A 23,503-nucleotide genomic window follows, 5' to 3' on the forward strand; every position below is an offset into this window, starting at 1 on the left:
AACGAGAGTGAATTATTATTAGTTTTATGGTGTATTCGGATGACTAGGGAGATCCAGACCAGAAAAACACGACAAAAAGAAGCCATACGCGCAGCTTTTCTCGAAGCGGATCGCCCTCTTTCTCCGGACGAGGCTCTTGCATTAGCTCAAAGGCGAGCGGACGCCTTGAGCCTAGGAACTGTCTATCGGAACATCTCGAGCCTAGTCGACGATAAATGGCTCACTACGGTTCAAGTTCCCGGCTGTCCAGCACGTTACGAGGTCGCCGGAAAGGCGCATCATCATCATTTCCAATGTCGTAGATGCGGCGCTGTTCATGAGCTTGAAGGATGCGATGTACCAGGTAAGCCGCATCTGCCGAGGGGCTTTAAATACCTTGATCACGATTTCTTTGTCTACGGCATCTGCGACGCCTGCCCCAAGTGATTTTCCCCACGTCATACTGGATAGACGACTCCAATTCTTGGGTCATGCCTTCTCCACATACCTTGAAATAAGGTAGTACGGCATCGTCGCATGTGGCCGGAATCGCATTTGCCGGTAGGAGAGCGGAAGCGTTGGAGGCTTCCGCTCTCGGACTTCTATGCAATCTGCATTCAGCGATATTTAGTTAATGACATGGGAATGGTGGTCGCAGCAGGCCCGGCCCGTCAGGGAAAGGGTACCCGCCCGCATCAGCAAGGGAACGAGCAGCAAAGCCGCCGCATTGTCGGCCCAACCAATGCCGAATGTGGCATGAACAAGAAGACCGAACAGAACGATCGCCGCCTGATACGTGCAGAAATCTGTCTGTTTGGCGTCCGTCATCATGGCTGTGCTGCTGAGCGCCAGCCCCACTTTGCGCTTGGCGCGGGATAGCAAGGGCATAAAGATCAATGCCGCAGCTGTGACTCCGGCCCCGATCCAACTCGTCTCCGAAATACGGTGCCGCCAGAGATTGAAAGTCGCCTCGATCAGGACATAAACCCCCAACGCCAACAAGCAGACACCCGCGATGCGCAGGCTGACGTGCTCCGCGCGATGGCGACGATGATGGTCCATCTCGTGCGACATCCTCCAGAGCAGTGCGGCTCCGGAGACAACCTCGATGAGTGAGTCAATGCCAAATCCAGCCAATGATAAGCTGTTCGACCTGATCGCAGCGACTAATGCGAATGCAGCTTCGAGGCCCGCCCAGGCGATGGTGAAATACTCGAGATTGCGTCCACGACGCGCGATTGCTGCCCGGTCCATTCCAGAAAAGATAACGGCTGCCATAAAACTTCCTTAGCGCTCTACCTGAAGAGCGAATACCAGCATTGGTTCAAAAACGCGGTTACTTGCTGCAATTCGCGGAATCGCCGCAAAGCACAGCAGCATATGCCATCGGGAAGGGCTGGTTCTAGTGGGGGAAAGAAGCCGCAGGAGGTGGGCGGATCGAATAGACACGCACTTGAACAAAGCCAGGAAGGTCTGTGTCGCGGCCTGCCGTATACATCGCACGACAACATGATAGGTAGATTGCGAGAGCCACGACGACAGCGACGAGAGTCGCGCCAAGCATACACAGGCTGCAATGTCCGTTGTCAGATTTTTGACCGGCAAGGTGAGCGTGACTGGCGGCGGAAGTTGTCGCACACAAAACGCACAGTATGAGAATTGCACCTAAGACAACGCGTGCCCATCCGTATTTATGCCCTTTTTGCTGCATTAGGAACGATTATGGCCTCACTATCCTTTTTACGTCAATCAGATGATTGAATTTGGTCGCCTCTGCTGGAAGGAAACGCGAGCAAGACATTAATGTCAAATGAGGATGGTTCCGCGAGTGATCGATCGCCGCGGTTCCTTGGGTGTCGGCTGGTGCTCACCGTCGCTGAAGTGAGCCCTGGTCACCCCGATGCAGTATGTAGCGCCCCACAATTCGAGTTCACTGACCCGCGCATCACACGTCAGCGCTCCTTTCTACGAATATCGCCCGAACTTGTGTGCATCCGGAGGACGATGCGGACCTGAAGTTTCAGCCGAACCCGCCCATCCTCAGAATCTTACTCCGAACAATTCCAATGAGACTGGTACTTCATGTGATCGTTGGTTCGACCCTGATGCGCCGGTTCGAGTCGGGCACGCGCCACCACAAATGCAAACATCGCACAACACTACATGGGGAACCCGACAATATCTCAGGCAAGAGATTCTATTGCGCGATGCGGGGCTACGGCGTATTCAAACCATCTACGAGAGAGTTGCGATAGGCGCGCAATGCGGGGATGGTGCCAAGCAGAGCGCCGCCGACGATGGTAGCGAGCGCGTAGAGTTCAACCCGCGTGGAGAGACCGACGAGCGCGACCGGCAGGCCGAAGCGGCTTTCGATGGTACCGCGTAGCGCAAAGAGAAGCGCGTAGACCGAGACGATGCCGAGAGCTGTGCCGGCCGTAGCGATAAGTGTGGATTCCACAAGGAAGAGCAGGAATATCTGACGCGCATGCAGTCCTACTGCACGCAGGATCGCGATCTCCCGGCGACGTTCGTTCAGAGCCGTGTATAGAGCGATCAGCATGGCGAGCAGGCCGACGATGAGAACAGCTCCGGAGACGAGCGAGAGCGCGGTGTCGGCGTAGTCGAAGAGGCCCCAGAGCTCCTGCAGCGTATAGGCGGGAATGATGGAGGTGAGCGGCTCAGGCTTGTAGGTATTGATCTCGCGCTGGAGGTAGAGTGTGCTTACCCGAGATTTCGCGCCGAGCAGAAAACAGGTAATCTCGTCGACTTTGAGCTTGGACAGATCAAGCTTTGCGCTGGCTTCGCCGATGGCGGGCGGCGTGCCGTCGGTCCAGCCGAAGTGCATGGCTTCATCTCCGAGCAATGTTATGTAGACGGCTCGGTCGACGGGAGTAGCCGTAGGTGCAAGGATACCGACCACGGTGAAGGGTGTCGTCTCGTGGTTGAATATCGACTTCTCCTCGATGCCATGGGCAAGAACAATCTGTCTTCCCATGTGGTCATGGAGGCGTTGAGCCGCCTCGGCGCCGAGAACGACGTCAAAGACTCCCTGGGGAGCGTGTCCCTGCGCGAAGCTGAGAGACTTGTCCCGATGGTATTGATAGTGCGCGTAGAAGTTATCGTCAGTCGCGACGACGCGGTATCCGTGGTAGGAATCTCCCATGGAGATGGGAATGGTCCAGGCAACGGCGGGATGATGCGCGAAATGTTGATAGGTGCCCCAAGAAATATTGTTCGAAGCGTTGCCTATATGGAAGATGCTAGAAAGTAGCAGCGGCAGGCCGCCGCCACGCGCGCCGACGATGAGGTCTGTACGTGAAAGCGTTCCAGAGAATCCAACTTGCGTAGCCCCCCGCAGGCGGTCGACACCAACCAAAAGCATGATCGAGAGCCCAATGGAGAAGATGGTGAGCGTTGTGCTGAGACTGCGGGCGCGTAATGACTTGAAAGCCAGACGCAGTAGGGTCATACGCTTATAGCCTCTGCCGATTCGTATCCACCGCTGATCTCCGCGAGCGATAACGCTTCGTCGAAATGGGTAGCGAGCGAGCGGTCGTGCGAGACGAACACGAGCGTCGTTTCCACATCATTGCGTTTCTTTGCTTCGCCAATCACCTCTGTGAGAAGCGCAAGAAACGCATCTCGCCGGTCTGTATCTAGCGAGGAGGTAGGCTCATCGGCGATCACTAGTGCAGGTGAACCAATGACAGCGCGGGCTATGGCAACCCTCTGCTGTTGGCCTGTGGACAGATGCGTAACGGGGGATTTGAGGTGCGTGCTAATATCAAGGAGGCGTGCGAGGCGGACCACCTCTTCCGACAGTGTGGGCGCGACAATGCGGGCGCGGCGGATGGGATGAAAATCGCACGGCAAGGCGATATTTTCCGCGACTGTGAGGTACGGAATGAGGTTGAAACCCTGAAAGATATACCCGATCTGTGAGCCACGCAGCGTGTCTCGAGCTGAGGCGGACAGCCGGGTGAGGTCCTGTCCGAGGACTGTGATGCTTCCCCTCTGCGGCACGAGAACACCGGAGATGAGTGAGAGGAGTGTCGTCTTTCCACCGCCTGAAGGGCCATGCAGGAAGATACGGCGACCGGGCAGGATGATGAGTTCATCGACGCGAAGAATGGGATACGTGGGCTTGTAGGCGAAGCGAACATCCCGCATGGAGATGGCTGGCGTGATCGTCATATCTTCCTATTGGGTGTAAGCTCCGACACTATCGCCATCCATGATGAAGGAGATGTCTCCATATGGGCTGTTCACGGTAGTGACGTGCAGCCGACCGGTAACAATGATCGGCTCAGTGAAGGACATCGTCGCTTTTTGATTGTGCTGCAGCTTAACGTAGATCATCTGATTCGGGGGTGGCGGCGGAACATGGATGCAGGCGCCAGCGAAAGGCACAAGGATAAACTCGGTGACCCGGTCAGCATCATCTTCAAGGGGAACCATGAAACCAGGAACAGAAACGATTTGATCATTCAGGGCTCGCGCGGGAGAGCTTGATTGGGTGGAATTGAGGGTCTTGAGCGTGGACCAGCTCACAGTAATTGGCGCTGGCATCGGGGCAGCCAGAAGCAGGGCACTCGAAAGTATCGTAGCGAGAATGGGCGCGATTCCTTTCATCAATTCGCTCTAAGCAACCCTCACCTAAGTACATGGACGTTATGGCTGCTCATTTGGAAGCGTTGCGCTTCGTCCGTCGTAGCTTTTCTCTGGGGACAAGTTTGTTGACTGAGGCGGAGATGATTCCCGCCCGCGCTATTTTGAAGGCGATGGAACTGGTCGACCCGCTGGCGTAGATTGAGGAAAACGCTGTCCACGACTGGCTCCGAACGGACGTTCTGTGAAGGTCGTCCAGCGGGATGACTGACGCTCATCCGCCGAGTGCTCCATCGCATCCCACATGTCTGCGGAAAGACCATTGAAGTCATAGACCACCTTGCCGCCACGAAGTGTCAGCTCACAAACGAGTCGCTTCGTGCCAATCATCTTTGTGTTGTACATATCGACGAAGCCGAAGTTTCCCGTCTCTATCGAGAGTACTGCCACGTCAGCGACGGAGCCTACGGAGAGATTGCCTAGTTGCTCCTGCCTGATTTCATGGGCGGGATGCGAGGTCATCTCGGCAACGACCTCTGGAATCGTTTCGCCGAGCAACACCATTTTGTCGGCTACGTTGAGGAGGTCCTTCATGCCGTTGTTCATCGATTCGACATGAAGATCGGTGGAGATCGAGTCCGGCAAATACCCACTCCTGATGATGGGGGCCGCCACCGTCCATGCGAAGGAGCCGCCACCGTGCCCAACATCGCAATAGATGCCGCGCTGTTTCATGACAAGGAGGGCTTGGGAGGCAAGACCAGTCTGTGGGTCCTGCTCACCACGGAGCCCGGAGAAGCAGTGGGTATAGATGTCGCCGCGGCGGAGATGTGTCGAGACTAGTTCGAGTAGCGGGCGCTCTATCCGCCGAGCTCCGTAGTCGATCATCACCGGGATATTCGCGAGATTGCCTGCGATCACGGCTTGATCGTAGGGTTTCCACTCGGGTCCTGTGAAGTGGGCACTCTTTACGCCGACGATGACGCCTGGAAATTGTCTGGCCTTTTCACCGGTGAGCTTACCGTCCATGTCGTCGAGGTTGTCCTCATATTTAGAGCCACGCATGCCGGAGCCGACAATATTGAGTTCGGCGAGAACGCGGGTCTTGGAACGGTCAATGACCTTGTCCTTGAAGTCATCGAAGTTTCGCCAGCCTGAGCTTCCCGCATCGACAATGGTCGTAACGCCGTTGCGCAGGGTGAAGCCATCGGGATAGACAGACAGATCGCCCGCGTACGAACCGCGCTCTCCTGTGCCCGTGTAGACGTGGGTATGAATGTCGATGAGGCCAGGGGTGACGTAAAGGCCCTCCACATCGATAGTTTTGAGAGCATCCTTTGAATCAAGATGCTCCGCTACCGCCGCTACCTTACCGTCCTTAATACCCAAATCGCGTACGGCGTCGATCTTGTTCTTGTCGTCGATAAGATGACCACCCCTGAGCAAAAGGTCATATGGCAGTGGATTGGGAGGAACGGGCCGCGCACGGTGGCCTTCCTGCGCTAGGACCACTGTAGATAAGAGGAGGGAGGTACAGAGAATGACGCGTCGAGTATTTCTGATTGCCATAAGGGATCCTCTAAAACAGATAGCAGAACCGAGAGCCGAAATCCAGTCTGCGTCGAAAGCTTAGGAACGATCGACTTCAGCCCCCACGGTCAGCTTCGAGGGCTTTGGTCCCTGCTTCATTGTCGGGGGCTACGAGCCTGTGCCAGTCCAGCCAGAGTTGGCAACCGTCCGGCATCGTATCCGCAATCTCGATGTCTATAATCTTGGTGCGCTCCCAGTGGCGGCGCCACCATGATGCAGAGTGCAGGCACCAGAGATCGTTCGTCCACCAATCGCGAAGATGTTTCGGAATAAAACTGTCGATCTCTTGCATGGGGCCAGCCCCGGCGATGCCGATACCTCCGCCAGGCTTCACGAATCGGGCGAGGTAGTTGAGGTACAGATCGTCGGTCCCGTAGTAAGAGAAGGAATCAAGCGACACGATGACGTCGAAGAATTCGTCGCTGAAGGTAGCGACCGGGCGTCAGCATGCACCGGGAAAACGCTGTCTTCGACTCCCGCATCGCGGATTCTCTGGCCGTTCTCCACGGCACTGAACCACAGATCGGTGGCCCAAACCTGAACGCCGAATTCGCGGCGAAGAAAGATCGAGGAGGTGGCGCGTCCGCAGCCAAGGTCGAGTACCCGCATTCCAGGTTGCAGATCGAGTGCGGACGTGAGCCACTCGGCCATCCAGAGTGGATTCGCGGCCCCGCTGATGCTAGCAAGGAGCCATTCCGGGTTGTATTGCGAAGAGAGGGGAAATCGCTCTGAAATGGTGGGATGGTCTGAGATCGTATGGGTCTCCGTTCTCGAACTTTAGCTTGTGCTGCGACGAGGCGCGACAAACTCAGACCACAACCTCGTGTCTGCAGCATCTTGGCGCATTGTATCGCTCACATGTACGCGTAGTCGGTGATCCAGAAGTAATGCGTCGCGACCTCAGTTTGTGCATAATCCAATGCACTCATCGACTCGATCTAGACTCAGAATCGACGGTTTATGCACTCCTCTAAATTGCCATCACATAAAGAAACAGCTGTGATTCCGTGTGGCTTAATGAGTGACTCACCCTGTTGGCGCCAACTGAGGCTCCACCTCCGGTTGCGCCCATCCGGCGTGAGTGTAACTTCCTGCAAGCCGCTTGTCGGTGCGTTAAGGTAGGAGGCAAACATTTCGGAATTCCTTGACAACGTTCGAAGATTAGACACACAATGTAGTTCTTATGGTCGGAGAGTTTGAATATGTGCTTCTCACGGCAGCTGCCACACTTGGCGACGACGCCTATGGCGCGGCCATTCGCGAGCAGATCGAGAGCACTACCGGTCGCCGCTGTTCCATCGGCGCGCTCTACACCACCATCGATCGCCTCGAGTCAAAGGGCCTGCTCGCCACTTGGATGGGAGAAGCGACAGCGGAGCGTGGCGGCCGCGCCAAACGAATGGTGCGGCTCACTCCGCAGGGTGTTCGGGCCGCTAAAGATTTCTACAACGCGATCATGCGCGTCAGCCGAAAAGCATCTTGGGCTATTCAAAGTCGAAAGAGGGTTGTATGAGCCTTTCGTCCGGTGTGCTTCAAGCTGTCTCACACTTGTTGACGCCTTGCGAGCGCGAGGCGGTGTTGGGTGACCTCACCGAACATGGCATAAACCGCTGGCAAGGCATCGCCGATGTCCTCGGCCTTTACCTTCGTCACCAGGTCGGCCTCTGGAAGAGCTGGCGACCATGGCTCGCCGCCTTCGGTCTCGCGATCCCATCAAGCCTTACGCTCATGGGGCTCTCGGTCTCGATCGCGCAGTCTGGTCAGCGCTGGATTAATCACAGTGTACTCAACGGGGCTCAGGTCACCCTGAGCCCCGGGTTTGCCCTCTTGCTCTCGAATGTCATGTTGCTTGTCGCGTGGTCTTTCACTGGGGCCTTCGTCATGGGATCGATTTCACGCCGCACCGTGCGCATAAGCATTGTGCTCTCGTTCGTGCCCTGCGCCTTCTGTCTTGCGCGCTTTCGCATCGAATCACTCTCACGCCTTTGCCTTCTCCTGTTCATGATTCCAGCAGCTTGGGGACTTGTTCACGGCCTGCGCTTCGCTCAAATCCGTCTGCGCTCTGCCATCTTTCTGGCAGCAATCATTACGGTGCTCACCATCCCGGCATGGACCACCAAGGGAGCATGGCTCCCCAACTGGACACTAAGCTGGCCAGCATGGTATCTCGTCGCAACCGCGGCTCGCGGTACGCACTCTCTCAAGGACCATCACCCATGGCAGACCAACTGACTATCAATGTCAACGGAGACGACCGTGTCGTCACGGCAGCAGCCGAGACCCCATTGCTCTACGTCTTGCGAAACGAGCTGAGACTCAGCGGCCCTCGTTATGGCTGTGGCGTCGCCCAGTGTGGTGCCTGTGCTGTTCTCGTAGATGGAGCAGAGGCTCGCTCCTGCATCACACCTATCGCCTCCACCACAGGCAAGAAAGTCACCACCCTCGAAGGCCTGCCTTCGATCTGGGCGCAGACTAAAGGCATTGCACCAGATCCCGGCACACTCCATCCTGTACAACAGGCATGGATCGACGAACAGGTGCCACAGTGCGGTTATTGTCAGAGCGGCATGATGATCACGGCCGTCGAGTTGCTTTCCACCAACCCCGCGCCAAGTGTTGCGCAGATCAAGGATGCATATACCAACAAGCCTCCATCGCCGCACCTCTGCCGCTGCGGAACCTACGCCGCCATCATTCGAGCGGTGCAACGAGCTTCCGCTGCAATGAAAGCCTGACTAGGCATCGTTATGAACATCATGCTTCCGTCTTCGATCCCCGCATCTTCCAGAGCGCTTCTCCCTCGACTGACCCGGCGCGACTTTCTAGGGGCGGGAGGTGTGCTCATCGTCTCACTCGCCACACGACGACTCCATGCGCAGGCATCGCAGGCCGCACCCTCGCGTTCCATCTCCATTGCTTCCTGGCTTGAGCTACGCGATGACGGCACAATTATCGTTCGCACCGGCCGCACCGAAATCGGCACCGGCATGAGCGGCTTCTACCCGCAGGTCATTGCAGAAGAGCTTTGCGTTCGTCCCGAGACTATCAAGCTCATCATGGGCGATACCGATTGCACACCCGACGGCGGCTACTCCGCCGGCTTCCTGACGGGAGCGGACAACCTGCGTAAGGTCGCCGCCTATACTTACCAGGCGCTTCTGCGGCTTGCTTCAAAGAAACTCCGCACGCCCGTTGAGTCACTTACCGTTGAAGATGGTGTCGTCTCGGGAAACGGACAAAAGATCAGCTACACCGATCTTGTGCGCAACAAGCGACTCGACCTCACCATTCCCGTCTCCGGTCAGCCTGCCAGCGTCGACCCCAAGTCGTGGAACGGTATCTCCGGCCTCGACGGACTCGTTGTGCTAGGCAATCCTCCTACGCGCCCGATGAGCAAGTACAAGATCATCGGAACTTCAAATCCCATGCCCGGCATCCCAGACAAGGTCACTGGCCGCGCTCAGTGGACCTGTGATATTGCACTGCCCAACATGCTGCACGCACGAATGGTGCGTCCGACTACGCTTGGTTCAACGCTCATCTCCGCGGGCAACCTCGACAAGGCGATGTTCCCCAACGCACAGGTTATCGTGAAGAAGAATCTCGTCGCCGTCGTTTCACCGAATGAGTGGGAGGTCGTGACGGCATCACAGGTTGTTGCTGCCGACACAAAATGGACAGAGTGGACAGGTCTTCCCACGAGCGACAAACTCACCGAAACGCTTCGCAACTACAAGTGGACCGCTCCCTCCGAGGGTAAAGGCAGCATCGAAGAGACAGCAGCTGCGCTTAGGTCATCCGCCAAGCTGATCTCCGCGGCCTACGAGCAACCGTTTATAAAGCACGCACCCATTGGCCCTTTTGTCGCCGTGACCGATGTTCGTACTGACGGCTCTGTTACCGTCTGGTCACACTCTGCCAACTCCCAGGGGCTGCGAGCGCAGATCGCCAATACGCTTTCAGTATCCGTCGATAAGGTTGTCGTGCGCTGGCTCGATCATGCCGGACAGTTCGGCCGCACCACCTTCGGGGGCGATGGTGCGGAAGGCGATGCAGCGATCCTTTCACAGATCACTGGCAAGCCGGTACGCGTGCAGTGGACGCTGCAGGACGACCTCGCTTGGTCTGCCAGTTCTCCCGGCTGGGTAGAGGACATCACATGCGGCATCGACGCCAATAACCACATCACAGCGGTCAAAAGCTCGTTCTACTCGCCGCAATCCAACGACGCCCGGATTGTAGGCGCCATCCTCGCGGGCATGCCCACCAGCCAGCCCAAGCCCGGTTATTGGATCGCTACCGAGTGGCCTTACGACCGCATTGCGCATCGTCGTGAAGAGGTCTACGGCATGCCCAATCTCGGCATCGACTCCCCCACCGGCATCGGCATGCGCGGACTCATCATGCGCACGCCGGGTCAACGTCAGCAGAACTTCGCGCTGGAATCACTCCTTAACGAAGCCGCAGCGGCCACTGGCATCGACCCTATCTCGTTCCGCCTTGCTCACACCAGCGATCAGCGTCTCATTGATCTGGTTCACGCAACAGCTGAGGGAGCCGGCTGGGAGCCGCGACCGTCGCCAAATCCCAACGCGAGCAGCACAGACGGCAAACAACTACATGGCCGTGGCATGTGTCTCATGGTGCGCCAGAACTCCTGCTGGGTCGGTATCGCAGAGATCGTCGTTATGCCGTCCACCGGTGTCATCCAGGTGACGAAGTTCACGATCGGTGCTGACCCCGGCAAGATCATCAACCCCCGCCAGCTCGAGCGCTGCATGCTAAGCGGAGTCGTCATGGGCATCAGCGAAGCGCTCAAGGAAGAGGTTACTTTCGACACCGGTAAAATCACCAGCACTCTTTGGACCAGCTACAAAATTCTCACCATGGCCGAGATGCCCGAAATCAAGATCGTGCAGATATCCCGTGACAACAAAGGCTACGGCGGAGGCTCAGAAGCTGCTAACGCGGTGTGCCCTCCCGCGATCGCCGCTGCTTTCCACGACGCCACAGGAATTCACCCCCGTCGAATCCCTCTGACACCCGCCTACGTCACTCGCTTGCTTCAAGTAGCAAAAACTGCTTCGTAACTATTTGGGTCGTCTGACGTTTTCTGAATTGTCTTATAGACGAAACCCGAAGTTGACAGTTTCTTTTTTTAGTTGACGTTAAATCGCAATGTGCTCATTAAATCGGGATCTAGGATCAAAATGGACTGTTTGTGAATTCCTCTAAATCGCCTCATAATCCATGTCAAAAACAGATAGAGTGAGAGTCGATGCATTAGGGAACCGAAATTCGGTTTAAATATCTTGGAAGAACTGCTGGAGGGAAGCTGATCCAGCAGTTCCCTAAAAGCGGGCTTGGTTGTTCCAGTAGACCTTCGAACAGGCCCCAGTGCCGAAAGAGGCAAATCATAGAACATAAGGCCCCAAATGGTTATGACTTTGGATACCAGACCAACGCCGGGGCTCTTGCAAGCCCCGGAATTTAGGATGATTACCAAATCACTTTCACACCCAGTTGCATCACACGTGCACCGCCGCTGAACTGCCGATTATTCAAGAACAAGGCGGAAGTGAGATTGGAATAGGTAGTGCTTAGAGCATTGTTTACCGTACCGATCGGGCCGCCGGAGCCAGTCTGAAAGACACTGGGCTGCGCCAAAGTAAAGTTACGGTGGTTAAATGTGTTGAACGTATTTACCCGGAACAGAAGAGAAAACCTCTCGTTCAGCTTCACGGTCTTAAGTAGTGCCATGTTCCAGACACTCATTCCGGGAGACCCGAAGCTGTTGCGCCCGAGGGTAGGCATGGCGCCCAGCTCGGCCTGTACGTATCCAGCATTGGGATTCTGGGCGACATATCCAGCCACGTTGCCACTACCTCCAAGGCAACCAGTATCGATCGAGGCAATGCTAGTGACACCACCAGATCCCGCGCAGACATAGTTGACGGCTGTCCCAACTAAGGGACTTCCGGCTGGATTAAGGATGCCACGATCTGCAGCGGTATCAGCGTTAGCATTCGAGTCGGCGTTAGAGAGGATATCGACTGGTTGCCCGGACTGAGCAATAAACGATCCAGTATACTGCCACCCGTTCGTCACTGCTTTCAACGCACCATAACCATTCTTGAGGCTGGGGAGCTCGTAAATCCATGACATCGCAAACTTGTGACGGATGTCCAGGGCCGATCGGCCGCGGTCTTGCCGCAAGTTCATCCAGTCGAACGGACGGCGTGGATTTACCACACTGCTGAACAACTCATTCGTAGAGTCATCAATGTTGTGTGCCCACGTGTAATTGGCGCGGAACATGAAACTGCGCGAGAACCTTCGGTTTAGATCGACTGAGGCAGCGTGATAGGTGCTGCCACCAATCTGTGGAAACGCGGTCATCAGGCTGAACTCTGGATGTATGAACGGATCGAAGTTCTCAAAATCAGAGAGCCGCGAACCGCCCACGATGGCACCCGGAATCTGGCCTGCACTTAAGAATGTTGGCAGGGGCTGCAGCCCCGCTCTGAAGGCGCTGATAGTGTTTATGCGAGCCTGAACGGGAAGCTGGGTTGCGCGTGTGCCCAGATACCGTAATTCCAAACTAGTATTGTTCATGACTTGCTGCTGTATTCCCAACGTCCATGTCAGGATTTTTGGTTGTTTCTGATCCAGAATGATGCCCTGAGTTGCTGCCCGAGCATCGGCCTGGGTCGTGGGAGGCACGTTCACCTGCAGCAGTCCCCCTCCGGCCAAAAAACCCGTGCCGGGACCGCCCGCCAAGTAATTCGCGCACCATGCCGGAGAACCAGGCAGCGTGCAGGTGATGTTCGGATTCTGCTCGGTCTGCAATTGCGGTGGGAGTTGCAGTGTCGCGAAATTCTGTGGCGTGACATCATAAGAGACGCCAAAACCGCCGCGAACAGCCATTTTTCCCTGACCTGTGGGATCCCAGGCAAAACCAATGCGCGGCATGAAATTATTCGTATCTGTTTTTGGCGCCCGGAAGTCGAATACACCAGGCAAAGTGGAGATTGCATTTAGCGTCTGCAAATTTGCAGACGCCGCGTTGCTCGTCCATTCGTAGCGTACGCCTAGATTTAAGGTCAGACGAGGCGTTACCTTCCAATCATCCTGAACGAAACCGTAGAGGGCATACTGATTTCCATCGAAGATATCGGAGCCCGCTCCTCGTAGGGCCTGATTAAACCCATTTGGAACTTGGTCATTGATTAGTGTCTGAAGGTCCGCATAGTCCCATTCACCGCGTGAGCGAGGCAGAAATTTCGTCGGAGCAATCCATCTGCGATACTCAGGGCCGAACTTGATCGTATGTGAGCCTTTGATCAAGGTTATGTTATTCAAAACCTGATAGTTGTTCTGAACGTAGCTTTGTGGCGAATTATCCTCTGGACCTACATTCAAACCTAGGACGTCCACTTTGGCGTTAGGAAAGTTTGCAAACTGGGTAGGCACTGTATATGCCTGCACAAAACGTGAATAGGACATGCGCAGGTCATTGACCGTATGGTTGTTGATGGACCACGCATCGGTGAGAATGACTTTCCGAGTATCCAGGGCATAAGCCCCTGTGAATTGAGACTGTGGTGTCTGCGGGTTAACGTTCGGAGAGCGCTGCCTGCCATAGAGGAAGCGCGCACGCACTTGATGCTTACCTATGTTGAGGTCACCGTTGATGTTGAAGTCATGCTGGTTGAGGTAACTTGGCGCAACTGGCTGAAATGTTCCGACAGGAATCGCCACGCCATTAACGGTTTCCGCGGGCGCATCGGCCGAGGGCGCAGTTGGGAACTGGTCCAGGATAGTCTGCACCGCACCGTTGGCCGCCATGCCCTTTAGTCGTGCTAGACCTTCGGCTGTAGGTGCAAGTTGCTGCACTGCAGAGGCGGGCAAACCGAGATTCGAGAATTGGTATGCACCATAGATGAAAAGTTTGTCTTTAAGGATAGGCCCGCCAACATCGGCCCCGTAACGGCTCCGGTCAATCCGGCGAGGTGCCGTCAGACCGGAACTCTTCTCCAAATTGTCCATGGCGTTGAAGTCACGGTTGTTTGTAAATCCCCAGAGCGATCCATGCCAGTTGTTTGTACCGGACTTGGTCACAACGTTAAACTGACCGCCTGCGGAGTGGCCCAATTCAGCACTGAACATGTTGGTCACGAGATTGAAATCAGCAACTGCTTCGGGGATAACATCCGAAGAGTGGCCGGTGACGTCAACGCGATTGTCGTCCACGCCATCGATGTTGAAGCTATTCAGTCGAGGACGGGCTCCGCCAATGGAGCCGCCCTCCCCCAACACTCCTGCGCCTTGGGAAGTAGTGTTGGGCGCCATCAACGCGAAATTCAGAGGTCCGCCGCCGACACCTGGATTGGGTATATCCATGATTGCGCGTCCAGAAAAATCGTTAGAAAGCTGAGCAGAGGCGGTCTGCACAACTTCAGTATCTACTGAAACTTCCACAATGGTATTTTCAGCGCCCACGACCAAGCGTGGATTCGCCACTACGATTTGGTTCGGCAACACGTGAACATCTTTCTGGGAATAGGTCGAAAAGCCCTTGGCGCGAGCTTCTACCCGGTATGCGCCAACCAGCAAGTTGGGAAAGACATATTCTCCTGTCGAAGTTGTCTGCGTAGTTTGTTGAACTCCTGTGTCCTGATTTGTAACGATGACCTCTGCTTGCGAGATCACGGCCCCCGAGGGGTCTTCTACCGTTCCGCGCAGGGTTCCGTCTAAACGCTGCGCATACGCGGACAGCGACAAGAGAGTTGCAACAAGTGCTGATACTGCATATTGAAATGTGCGTCTCATTTTAGCCTCCGTAAAATAACCAGTGGCGACCGCAAACGACAGAAGCAAGTAGCGGGAGCGGACGAGTGACTTTCCACTCTGTCCATCAATCGTTCAATGTCCAGAGGCCGTCACGGTCTGTTCGCGCACTAGCGCACACCACGCTAAGCGGTTAGCAGAGGCGGGTGCAATTGAGGTCAATGAGGTTGGGTGGATTGTAGTCAGAGTTACGATACGATCCTTGCAGCAGCAATGGGGAAAAAATTTGTGCTGCAAGGGCACGGCCTGCAAGGTTCGTAGCAGCGACTACAAGAAAATCCAATCGAGATAAACCTACGATTGCGGGTTGTAGATCACAATCAGCGACAACAGCAATGAGCCCGATGGCAATCAGTGCAATGCAAGCGAGGCTCATCAGGTGAGACATATAGATACTCGCGCGCATTGTACCACGGTTTTACGATAAGTAGATTTTTATCGTTTTAAATCAATGACTTGCATTATTTGTTGAAATGAATGTTTTCCGGAGAACCAGGATGCGAATTAAAGAGAACCCATTCAATGACAGCAATGTTTTAAAAAACAGGGTCGATAGTTTGAACGGCAATTTCGCTCCTGGACTTTCCGATTACCCTGTCTTGCGCTTAAACGGTTTGAACTTCGGGATCACGGGCAACCGGAAATGAACAACATGCGACTGGATTATTTCCGGATGGCGGACGATCCAGTCTTTACCCACTCCCATTTCCATCGTTTTCTTCTTTGCTATCGGCAGCTGGGGCGTAGATACTGCCACTATGTCCGCGACGGCAGCAATCTTGGGCAAGGTCGGGCTGCCAGCGCCACTCAAGGAAATTGCTGCGTGTCGCTGGGATGTGATCGTGATTGGGGCAGGTCACAACGGATTGGCGTGTGCCACGTACCTGGCACGAGCGGGTCAACGGGTGCTCGTGCTGGAAAGCCGCGAACGAGTCGGCGGGGCCTGTACGGTCGAAGAACCATTTCCTGGCGTCCGGATGTCGCCCTGCGCATATCTTGCCGGGCTCTTGCATCCGCTTGTGATCAAGGAACTCGCACTACCAAGCCGCGGCTTTGATTGGACGCCGGCGGTAAATGGCCTTTTTGTGCCCTTCCTGGACGGGAGCAGTATCCAACTTTGGGACGATGACAATCGATGCGAAGAGGAGGTTCGGCGCTTCTCGTCCAGAGATGTCGAAGGCTGGCGGGCGATGAACGACGTGATCCGCAGATTGCGAGATACGCTTCGGCCTGCGAGCGGTTTTTTTGCCGACGACCCACACGACGCCTCAAAAGACTTATGGATCGGCGATGCGCCCACGCAAGAGAGGCTCGAGGAGCTTTTGGCAGGCGACACCGAAGCGTCCAGTCTTCTTTTCAACTGGTCGATGGCAGAGTTCGTCGAACGCTATCTTATCGACGAACGGTTGCAGTCCGCCTACCTCGGCCAAGGAGTGATCGGCACGAATGCAAGTCCCTTTGACGCTGGAACGGCTTCCATTCGCTTCCATCACTCATCAGGCCGACTTGGTGGTATGCCGGGCATGTGGGGCTATGTGAAGGGCGGCATGGGAATGGTATCCTTCTACTTCTGCGATGCCGCCCGCGAGGCCGGAGCGGTTGTAGCTTCGGGCATAAACGTGGCGCGCATTCTGCCCGAAGAAGGCGTACTGCTCGAAGGCGGTGAACACATCACCGCTCCGATTATCGTCTCGAACGCAGATCCAATCCGTACACTGGGCATGCTGGATGCATTTGTAGATCCAGACTGGGCTAAGAGAGTGCGATCCGTGCCCATCGAGGGATGCACGGTGAAGTTGAACGTATTGCTACGCGAGCTGCCAAACTTCACAGCCCGGCCCGGAATTCAGGAGCCGCATCACTACGGTCAAATCAACGCTCCGCTAACGAAGGCAGAGTGGAAGGCAAGTTATGCCGCAGCTCGCGCTGGCCAGCTTCCAGAGCAACTCTGGTGCGAGCTTTACTTCCAGAGCGCGCATGATGCAAGCGTGGCTCCAGCAGGTTTGCACACGATGAGTGTCTTCGCACAATATGTGCCGTACAAATTTGCATCGAGCAATTGGGATGGACATCGCGGCGAAGCAAAGGCCCTGGCATTGGGTTCAATCGGCCGTTTTTGCAGTAATTTGCAAGAGGCTGTTGTCGATGCACAGGTGCTCGGACCTCCGGACATCGAGCAAAAGGTCGGTCTTACTGGTGGACATATATTCCAGGGCGAGTGCCTCCCGGCCTACATGTGGAGCAACCGTCTCACAGCGAGAACTCCGATGAAGGGCGTTTATTTGTGCGGTGCCTGCACGTACCCCGGCGGCAGTGTCATTGGGATAAACGGGCGCAATGCGGCGATGGCAGTTTTGCGCGATCTGGATGGCGCCCGATGAGCAACCCCGACTCAGGCGAAAAAGATCTGCTCAAGCGTGAGTTGGGCTTCTTCGATCTGACTCTCTTCTACATTGCCGGTGGATTGAGCTTGCGTTGGATAGCGACAGCAGCAGCAGCTGGTCCCAGCACGATCCTTGTTTGGATTTTCGCGTGTATTTTCTTCTTTGTTCCCCTAGCTGCGAGTGTGCTCGAACTCTCGGCGCGCTATCCGCAGGAAGGCGGCATCTACGTCTGGACTCAGCTCGCATTCGGTGATTTTTCCGGCTTTCTTGTTGCGTGGACCTATTGGATGAGTAATCTCCCCTATTTCCCCGCGGTGCTCTACTTCGGCGCGGGTAGCCTGCTGTTCGCCTTCCCGCATGGTCAGCAGTTTAGTAATAGCGGCATCTACTATCTCTTGTTCGCACTGGTGTGTCTCGCGCTTATTACAATGCTCAACGTCCGCGGGCTGAAGTTTGGAAAATGGATAAACAACCTTGGCGCATTTGGCAGTTGGATTCCGATTATCATTCTTGTGGTTCTCGCGAGTCTCAGCCTTTTCCGATTTGGGTCCGCCACTAAGTTCACCGCAAGCAGTATGACTCCCCACGCCGATCTAAAAAATGCGATCTTCTGGTCGACAATCTTCTTCGCATTTGGTGGCTGTGAGACAGGTTCCTTCATGAGCGAGGAGATTAAGAACGCCCGTCGGACCATTCCCCGTGCACTGATAGCCTCGGGGATAATTCTTGCTTCTAGTTACATCGTCGGAACGATCGCGCTGCTTGTCGCGTTGCCGAGCGCTGAAATTAGCGGAGTGGGCGGTTTCCCAAGTGCCATTCAACGGATGTGCGCACGGCTCGGTGTCCCGTGGATCGTCGCGGCAATCGCGCTTCTCATCGCTCTAAACAGCATCGGGGGAGCGGCTTCCTTTCTTTCATCCACCTCGCGGCTACCGTTTGTGGCTGGAATTGATCGCTACCTGCCCCGGGCCTTTGGACGCGTTCATCCAAGGTGGGGCACACCGTGGATCGCGATTATTTTCTATGGCCTCGCGGGAATGTTCTGCGCGTTGCTGAGCCAGGCTGGCAGCACTGTGCAAAGCGCGTATGACCTGCTCGTCAGCATGTCGATCATCACTTATTTCATACCGTTCGTATTCCTATTCCTCGCGATGATACGACTGCAACGCGAGCCCGTTCCGCATGGAGCGACGCAGCTTCCGGGAGGAAAGCCTGTCGCCGTTCTCCTTGCTTCGGTGGGTCTAATAACGACATTGCTAACGATTGTCCTAGCCATCGTTCCACCTGACGATGAGCCTAATAAAGGGATTGCGATCGCTAAAGTCATCGGCGCCACGTCCCTACTCATTGGCGGTGGAGTAGCTATTTTTCTCCGCTCCTTTTGGAAGCGGGAACGACAACCGTCATCTTCTGTGTAGCGATCGGATCACTAGCCCGTAATCATGGGATGGTCCTTCACTAGTTTGGAGGCCATGTGGCCAGACGAAACGAACTGTCTCCTGTTCCTTGGAGACAGAACGGAGTGCCGTCGTCACTATCTGGGAGCTAAAACTAAGTTCTGGGGGCTGCGTGCCAGGGATCACAAAGCTCGCAAAGATAAAAGCGTTGCTGCCGAACCACCAGTTGTTATGAGCAGCCCCCCAGTGGCCTTGGCCAAGGTATACAGTGCGCTATTGGTCATAACCTTGACTGCCAGCCTTCGCAATCGGCTGGGTCGGCACTGGCTATCTCGGAGTCTGCGAAGATTGAAGCCGGACATGTGGTCATATAGATTTCGGTCGGCAATAGCCGCAGCCATTCTGATTGGCCTGGGTGTGGCCTCTTTGTTCGCACAGGAACATGCAGACCCTCGCCAAATGTGCGACGGGGCAATGCGGCCCGACCTAGAGGTAACAACCTTCGAACGTAGCGACGTGATGTTTCCGGTACGAACTGTGCCGCGCGTGGAGGCATTGTGCGCCCCCTGCCAATCGCTGCTGCGCCATTGAAGAATGTGCATTTTGAAGTGGCTGGAAAGCAGCACGATCTGTTTGATTATCTTGCGTTGAATCGTGTGGCAGGTCTGCTGGTCCTGAAGAATGGCAAAGTGGTGCTGGAAGATATGAACTGGGTGCTGGCCCCCAGACGCACTGGGCATCTTTTTCAATGGCAAAGTCGATCGCTTCTACGTTAGTGGGATCGAGCGTCTACCCGAATCAATCGCCAGTGTATTCCTGTTTCAAACGGGGGAACACCTCAAGCTTGAATCTTTTCTCCTATGGGGAAACTGGGCTGATCCGCCACGGTCAGCCCACGCCCACTGGTGTCGGGGATTGGTAGCATTTTGGTAGCAAATTGCGCCCCCGGAATGCCGGTTTTTACCTACTGCTCCGGCTCATAACCCCTTTAGGATCACCAACCGGCCACTTCGCTGCCACCTTCACACGGTGGAAGTTCGAGGTCGCGAAGGATGCTGGTGCACATATTTCAGACCTTTGAGCTGCGGTTCAACACTGACATAGCGTTGTGTAGCGCAGTGTGATCCATATGAGCGTAGCGGGCCGACATTGCAATCGTCTTGTGCCCTGCAGCCTCTTGAATCACTTTGAGGCTTACTCCGGCTTGAGCTAAGCGCGAACAGAATGTATGTCGGAGATCGTGCCAACGAAAATTTTTAATCCTCGCCTCTTTGAGAGCGGCCTCCCACCATTTCTTGTTGTCACCGATTCCAAACACCACATCTTCCGGAGCGGTATTCGGCTGATCAATAGCGCGATCTTTTCGCTCCAAAGCAAGTTCTTTTAGCGCCCGGAATGCCCTACAAACATCCTCGATCATGGGTACTGTGCGGCTTGAGCCGTTCTTAGTATCACTGAGCGTAATGACGCGCCGCGAAAAATCTATGTCGCTCCATCGGAGGCCATACTGTTCTCTCTTGCGCATACCGGTTCCCAGCGCTATATCGAGCTCATAGATGCGATGAAGCAAACGCTTCTTGCGGCGATCATTCTGTGGTCCGCAAGCGTTGACGGCATTATGGAGAACGACACGTAACCTTTTTTCCTCTTCGGGTTTGAGGAAGCGGACTACACCATTGCTGACCTTTTGCTGGCTAACCTCGCGGGCAGGATTCACGCTTACCTTGTCCCGTTGCTTACCGTATCGAAAGAGGGAGAGAAGGTGACCTTATACCGGTTGATTGTGGCTGGGGCCAGCCAGTCTAGGCTGTCCAGCCAGTCAGCGATTTCATACGGCCTGATCGAGGCGGCTATCCGATCACCGAACTGTTCGCGGATCAGACCAATCCAGTATGGTGGATTTCGCTGATCTTTATAAACGTGGGGTTTGCTTTGTATATGACGAAGGAGATCGTCACAGAGTTCGGAAACGAGTACTCCAGAAGTCGAACGTGCTTCCAGTTCACGTGCCGTCTTCGGAGTTCCTTTTGCCGTCCGAGGAACATGACCTTCGCCAGCACGCCTCAAGGTTCTAGTTTTTTCGATGTACTCAACTGCTGCGGCCCGGTCCCGACCAAACGACTTCTTCACTAATTTTCCGTCGATCCGAAAGCGTGCGTACCAGTTGCCGCTTGGATTATCCTTGCGTTGGTAGACACCTTTGACTGGAGCCGGAGGTCTAGGCAATGGGTACCTCTTTTAAGAAGTGGCTGTTTACTCTCCTCTCAAGGCTATCGCGATTGGGATACTTTTGGGATACTTTAATCTGGAAACTCGTGCAATATCGTGCAACGGCGTTGAGTTAAGTAATACGAGTAAACCTCAATGAATAAGGGGTGTTTCAATGCATTTGGCTGCATGAAAACGCATGCCATTGCAACCTCTGAATCGCACTCCTAACGCGAAGGTCGCAGGTTGAACTCCTGCCCGGGCCACCAAAAATCAATATTTTCTGATATTTACTGAAGTAGGCTAAGCCTGGTTGTAGTTATATCCAACCAAGGGGAAACGTATCCGGAAAGCCGCCCGTACTATTTAGCGGAATTGAAGATGACCGCATCCGAGTGGTTCAGCGACATCCATCGCCGCTTCACTTCATTCCCATACCGAAGCATCCAGAAGCGGTCCAGGAAGCTAGCTACCGCAGAGGGCTCTGCGGCAGGTACACCTTTTGTCAGGGTCTGCTCCAGCTTGCCTAGGCGGGCCAGCAGACTTCGTTGGCAGGCTAGCGGAGATCTCCGCCGCTGGTAACGAGATATATCTGTTGACTCATGCTGCACTTGTCTTGCTCGAGAGAGTCAAGTTGTACCAGTTTGTGAACCACGTGCGCAGTTGCGCGGCCTCAGAGTTGCGGTTCGGTGAAAGCGGAAAGGGGTACGATTCGCGCGTGAATCCACGTGCTGCGCTTGTCACTTTGAGGCCCCACGGCGTTGGCAAAATGTGAAGCTGCTCAATAAATTCGTCGAGCAGCTTCTTTGATTCCAGGAAGGATGGTTCTTTGCCCCCCGTAGCGAAGAGCGCGGTCATCAACTCTGGCAAAGCACACGCTACCCCGGATACGACACCGTCACATAGCCCTTCTGCAAGCGCCTCGCAGAGAACGCTGTCGTTACCGATCAGCCGTGCTGCGGGCAGGCCGGCGTCAGTGATGGCGCGCATAATATCGAGCGACCCGCTGCTGTCCTTGATGCCGACAATATTGTCATGCTCGAGAAGCGACAACACCGTCTCTACCTCTAGGCCAGTGGTGAATTGTGGGAGGTTGTAAAGCAAGATAGGCAGTTCAACCTTCGACGCCACTTCGAGAACAAACGAGCGCATATCGTCCTGCCGGTAAGGAAAGAAGCAGGGCATGGGAAGCAGAGCCGCCTTTGCTCCGGCCGCTGCGGCAAGGCGTCCGCGGCGCACGGTGCCGTAGACGTCTCCCGCACCAATTCCGCAAAGAATCTCTGCGGAGGGTGTCGTGCGACGGGGCTCGGCCAGCAGGAGCTCCAGCTCGGGTTCCGAGCTGATAGTGAACTCACCTGTCGCCCCGTTGATGGCATAGCCAACGAGTTCATCCTTGCTCAGCGTCGTCAATTGTTGTCGATACGACTCAATGTCAAGCGTTCCGTCAGAATGTCGGGGGGTGAGCAGCGCAGCGTAAACGCCAGCAAAGTGAATCATGCATACCTCAGCGGTGGAAGGATAGCTGTTCCAAAAAAACTATACATGAGCGCGTAGTGCATATGTCGACATAAAGTACACACATTTTTGCCGCACACAAAAATACAAATGTCGCTTCCCCAGTAGCGCCCACACTTTTGTCGTTGTCTTGTTGTGATCATGGAGTGCGATACGCAATGAGAACGATGGATACACCCGGGGCATTGTTCTACACTCGTTTCGATGCCCCGTCGATCCAGTACTCATCATCCAGGTGCAAAGCAGTCGGTCCGCCTGAAGGCGTACCAGCTCATTCAGCACAAGATTGCTAGTGGAGAACTGCGTGCAGGAACGTTGCTCTCCGAGCTCGCAATTTCGAAAGAGCTCGGCAGTAGCCGAACTCCGGTACGCGAGGCAGCTGGTCAGTTGCTTGCTGAAGGTCTTCTGGAGCTAAGCCCCGGTGGGGGTATCGTGGTCACGCAACTTTCACGGCAAGGCATTATCGATCTGTATGAGCTGCGCGAGGCTCTTGAGGTTTTTGCGGTGGGTCGTGCCGCGCTTACAGGTGTTCGGGCCGCTGACCAGAAGCGGCTCGAAAGCCTGCTGGACGAGACGCAACTGCTCTTGAAGGAGCTGAAGGCATCGGGAAAGCAGGAGTTGAATGCGGAGCAGATGAAACGTTTTTCGATCTCCGATCTTGGCTTTCACGCCCTCCTGATTCGTATCGCTGCAAACGCGCGCATTCTCAAAGTCGTCAACGATACACGGCTGATGATTCGCATCTTCGGCATCCAGCGCAGCGGCCACAGGCGCGAGGAGCTTGAGCGAATCTACAAGCATCACCGCTCCATCCTGCAGGCGGTCATCGATCACGATGTCGATGGCGCGCGCAAGTTGCTGGCCGAGCACATTCAGGCCAGCGGGCGCGAGCGACTGGAGGAGTTCGATCTGTGGGAGCGAGAAAATCATCTCGCAGACCTCGAGTTACCGGATTCGTTCCGAATCTGAGGC

The 23,503-nt window shown here is 55.2% G+C and carries 19 protein-coding genes; 9 read left to right on the plus strand and 10 right to left on the minus strand.

The annotated features are described in order from the left end of the window. Nucleotides 1-39 precede the first annotated feature (39 nt). Nucleotides 40-426, plus strand: coding sequence for a Fur family transcriptional regulator (locus AC5S26_RS19195; protein WP_494186532.1), 387 nt, complete (start codon nt 40-42; stop codon nt 424-426). A gap of 180 nt (nt 427-606) precedes the next feature. On the opposite strand, the gene AC5S26_RS19200 is transcribed toward AC5S26_RS19195, so the two are convergent. The 7 genes from AC5S26_RS19200 to AC5S26_RS19230 all read right to left on the minus strand — a co-directional run bounded on the left by AC5S26_RS19200 (nt 607) and on the right by AC5S26_RS19230 (nt 6,828). After that, the gene (locus tag AC5S26_RS19200; protein WP_494186533.1) at nt 607-1,257 is read right to left on the minus strand and encodes a cation efflux transmembrane domain-containing protein; all 651 of its coding nucleotides are present in this window, start codon (nt 1,255-1,257) and stop codon (nt 607-609) included. Between the two features lie 937 nt (nt 1,258-2,194). Beyond that, nucleotides 2,195-3,448 (minus strand): ABC transporter permease, encoded by a 1,254-nt coding sequence (locus AC5S26_RS19205; protein ID WP_494186534.1) that lies wholly within the window; start codon nt 3,446-3,448, stop codon nt 2,195-2,197. Beyond that, nucleotides 3,445-4,173 (minus strand): ATP-binding cassette domain-containing protein, encoded by a 729-nt coding sequence (locus AC5S26_RS19210; protein WP_494186535.1) that lies wholly within the window; start codon nt 4,171-4,173, stop codon nt 3,445-3,447. The genes AC5S26_RS19205 and AC5S26_RS19210 overlap by 4 nt, the downstream gene beginning before the upstream one ends. Before the next feature lie 6 nt (nt 4,174-4,179). Continuing rightward, nucleotides 4,180-4,611, minus strand: coding sequence for a DUF3299 domain-containing protein (locus AC5S26_RS19215; protein ID WP_494186536.1), 432 nt, complete (start codon nt 4,609-4,611; stop codon nt 4,180-4,182). A 135-nt stretch (nt 4,612-4,746) separates the two neighbouring features. Next, entirely contained in the window at nt 4,747-6,156 is a 1,410-nt protein-coding gene (locus tag AC5S26_RS19220) for an amidohydrolase/deacetylase family metallohydrolase (RefSeq protein WP_494186537.1), read from the minus strand. Nucleotides 6,157-6,232: 76 nt separating this feature from the next. Beyond that, complete coding sequence (locus AC5S26_RS19225; RefSeq protein ID WP_494186538.1) at nt 6,233-6,577, minus strand: hypothetical protein; 345 nt, start codon at nt 6,575-6,577, stop codon at nt 6,233-6,235. Next, complete coding sequence (locus tag AC5S26_RS19230) at nt 6,508-6,828, minus strand: SAM-dependent methyltransferase (RefSeq protein WP_494186539.1); 321 nt, start codon at nt 6,826-6,828, stop codon at nt 6,508-6,510. Before AC5S26_RS19230 ends, AC5S26_RS19225 begins: the two co-directional genes overlap by 70 nt. A gap of 553 nt (nt 6,829-7,381) precedes the next feature. Here AC5S26_RS19230 and AC5S26_RS19235 point away from each other — a divergent pair. Genes AC5S26_RS19235 through AC5S26_RS19250 form a run of 4 tightly spaced genes read left to right on the plus strand, consistent with a single transcriptional unit; the run spans nt 7,382 to nt 11,267 of the window. Next, entirely contained in the window at nt 7,382-7,690 is a 309-nt protein-coding gene (locus tag AC5S26_RS19235) for a PadR family transcriptional regulator (protein ID WP_494186540.1), read from the plus strand. Further along, nucleotides 7,687-8,409, plus strand: coding sequence for a hypothetical protein (locus tag AC5S26_RS19240; protein ID WP_494186541.1), 723 nt, complete (start codon nt 7,687-7,689; stop codon nt 8,407-8,409). The genes AC5S26_RS19235 and AC5S26_RS19240 overlap by 4 nt, the downstream gene beginning before the upstream one ends. Then, nucleotides 8,394-8,912 carry a (2Fe-2S)-binding protein gene (locus AC5S26_RS19245; protein ID WP_494186542.1) on the plus strand — a complete coding sequence of 173 codons (519 nt, stop codon included), beginning with the start codon at nt 8,394-8,396 and terminating at the stop codon, nt 8,910-8,912. The genes AC5S26_RS19240 and AC5S26_RS19245 overlap by 16 nt, the downstream gene beginning before the upstream one ends. Before the next feature lie 12 nt (nt 8,913-8,924). Further along, on the plus strand, nt 8,925-11,267 hold the full coding sequence (locus AC5S26_RS19250; protein ID WP_494186543.1) for a xanthine dehydrogenase family protein molybdopterin-binding subunit: 2,343 nt from the start codon (nt 8,925-8,927) through the stop codon (nt 11,265-11,267). A gap of 409 nt (nt 11,268-11,676) precedes the next feature. On the opposite strand, the gene AC5S26_RS19255 is transcribed toward AC5S26_RS19250, so the two are convergent. After that, nucleotides 11,677-15,009, minus strand: coding sequence for a TonB-dependent receptor (locus AC5S26_RS19255; RefSeq protein WP_494186544.1), 3,333 nt, complete (start codon nt 15,007-15,009; stop codon nt 11,677-11,679). A 776-nt stretch (nt 15,010-15,785) separates the two neighbouring features. Here AC5S26_RS19255 and AC5S26_RS19260 point away from each other — a divergent pair. The 3 genes from AC5S26_RS19260 to AC5S26_RS19270 all read left to right on the plus strand — a co-directional run bounded on the left by AC5S26_RS19260 (nt 15,786) and on the right by AC5S26_RS19270 (nt 19,584). Beyond that, nucleotides 15,786-17,408, plus strand: a complete 1,623-nt coding sequence (locus AC5S26_RS19260; RefSeq protein WP_494186545.1) for a phytoene desaturase family protein — start codon at nt 15,786-15,788, stop codon at nt 17,406-17,408. After that, nucleotides 17,405-18,829, plus strand: coding sequence for an APC family permease (locus tag AC5S26_RS19265; protein ID WP_494186546.1), 1,425 nt, complete (start codon nt 17,405-17,407; stop codon nt 18,827-18,829). Before AC5S26_RS19260 ends, AC5S26_RS19265 begins: the two co-directional genes overlap by 4 nt. Nucleotides 18,830-19,365: 536 nt before the next feature. Further along, nucleotides 19,366-19,584, plus strand: a complete 219-nt coding sequence (locus AC5S26_RS19270) for a hypothetical protein (RefSeq protein WP_494186547.1) — start codon at nt 19,366-19,368, stop codon at nt 19,582-19,584. A gap of 293 nt (nt 19,585-19,877) precedes the next feature. Here AC5S26_RS19270 and AC5S26_RS19275 read toward each other — a convergent pair whose 3' ends face one another. Continuing rightward, the gene (locus tag AC5S26_RS19275) at nt 19,878-20,525 is read right to left on the minus strand and encodes a site-specific integrase (protein ID WP_494186548.1); all 648 of its coding nucleotides are present in this window, start codon (nt 20,523-20,525) and stop codon (nt 19,878-19,880) included. 1,091 nt (nt 20,526-21,616) lie between these two features. Then, nucleotides 21,617-22,513, minus strand: a complete 897-nt coding sequence (locus tag AC5S26_RS19280) for a dihydrodipicolinate synthase family protein (protein ID WP_494186549.1) — start codon at nt 22,511-22,513, stop codon at nt 21,617-21,619. A gap of 222 nt (nt 22,514-22,735) precedes the next feature. On the opposite strand from AC5S26_RS19280, the gene AC5S26_RS19285 reads away from it, so the two are divergent. Further along, complete coding sequence (locus tag AC5S26_RS19285) at nt 22,736-23,500, plus strand: GntR family transcriptional regulator (RefSeq protein WP_494186550.1); 765 nt, start codon at nt 22,736-22,738, stop codon at nt 23,498-23,500. Nucleotides 23,501-23,503 lie beyond the last annotated feature (3 nt).

Source organism: Edaphobacter sp. FHG110511_03 (genome assembly GCF_059115365.1).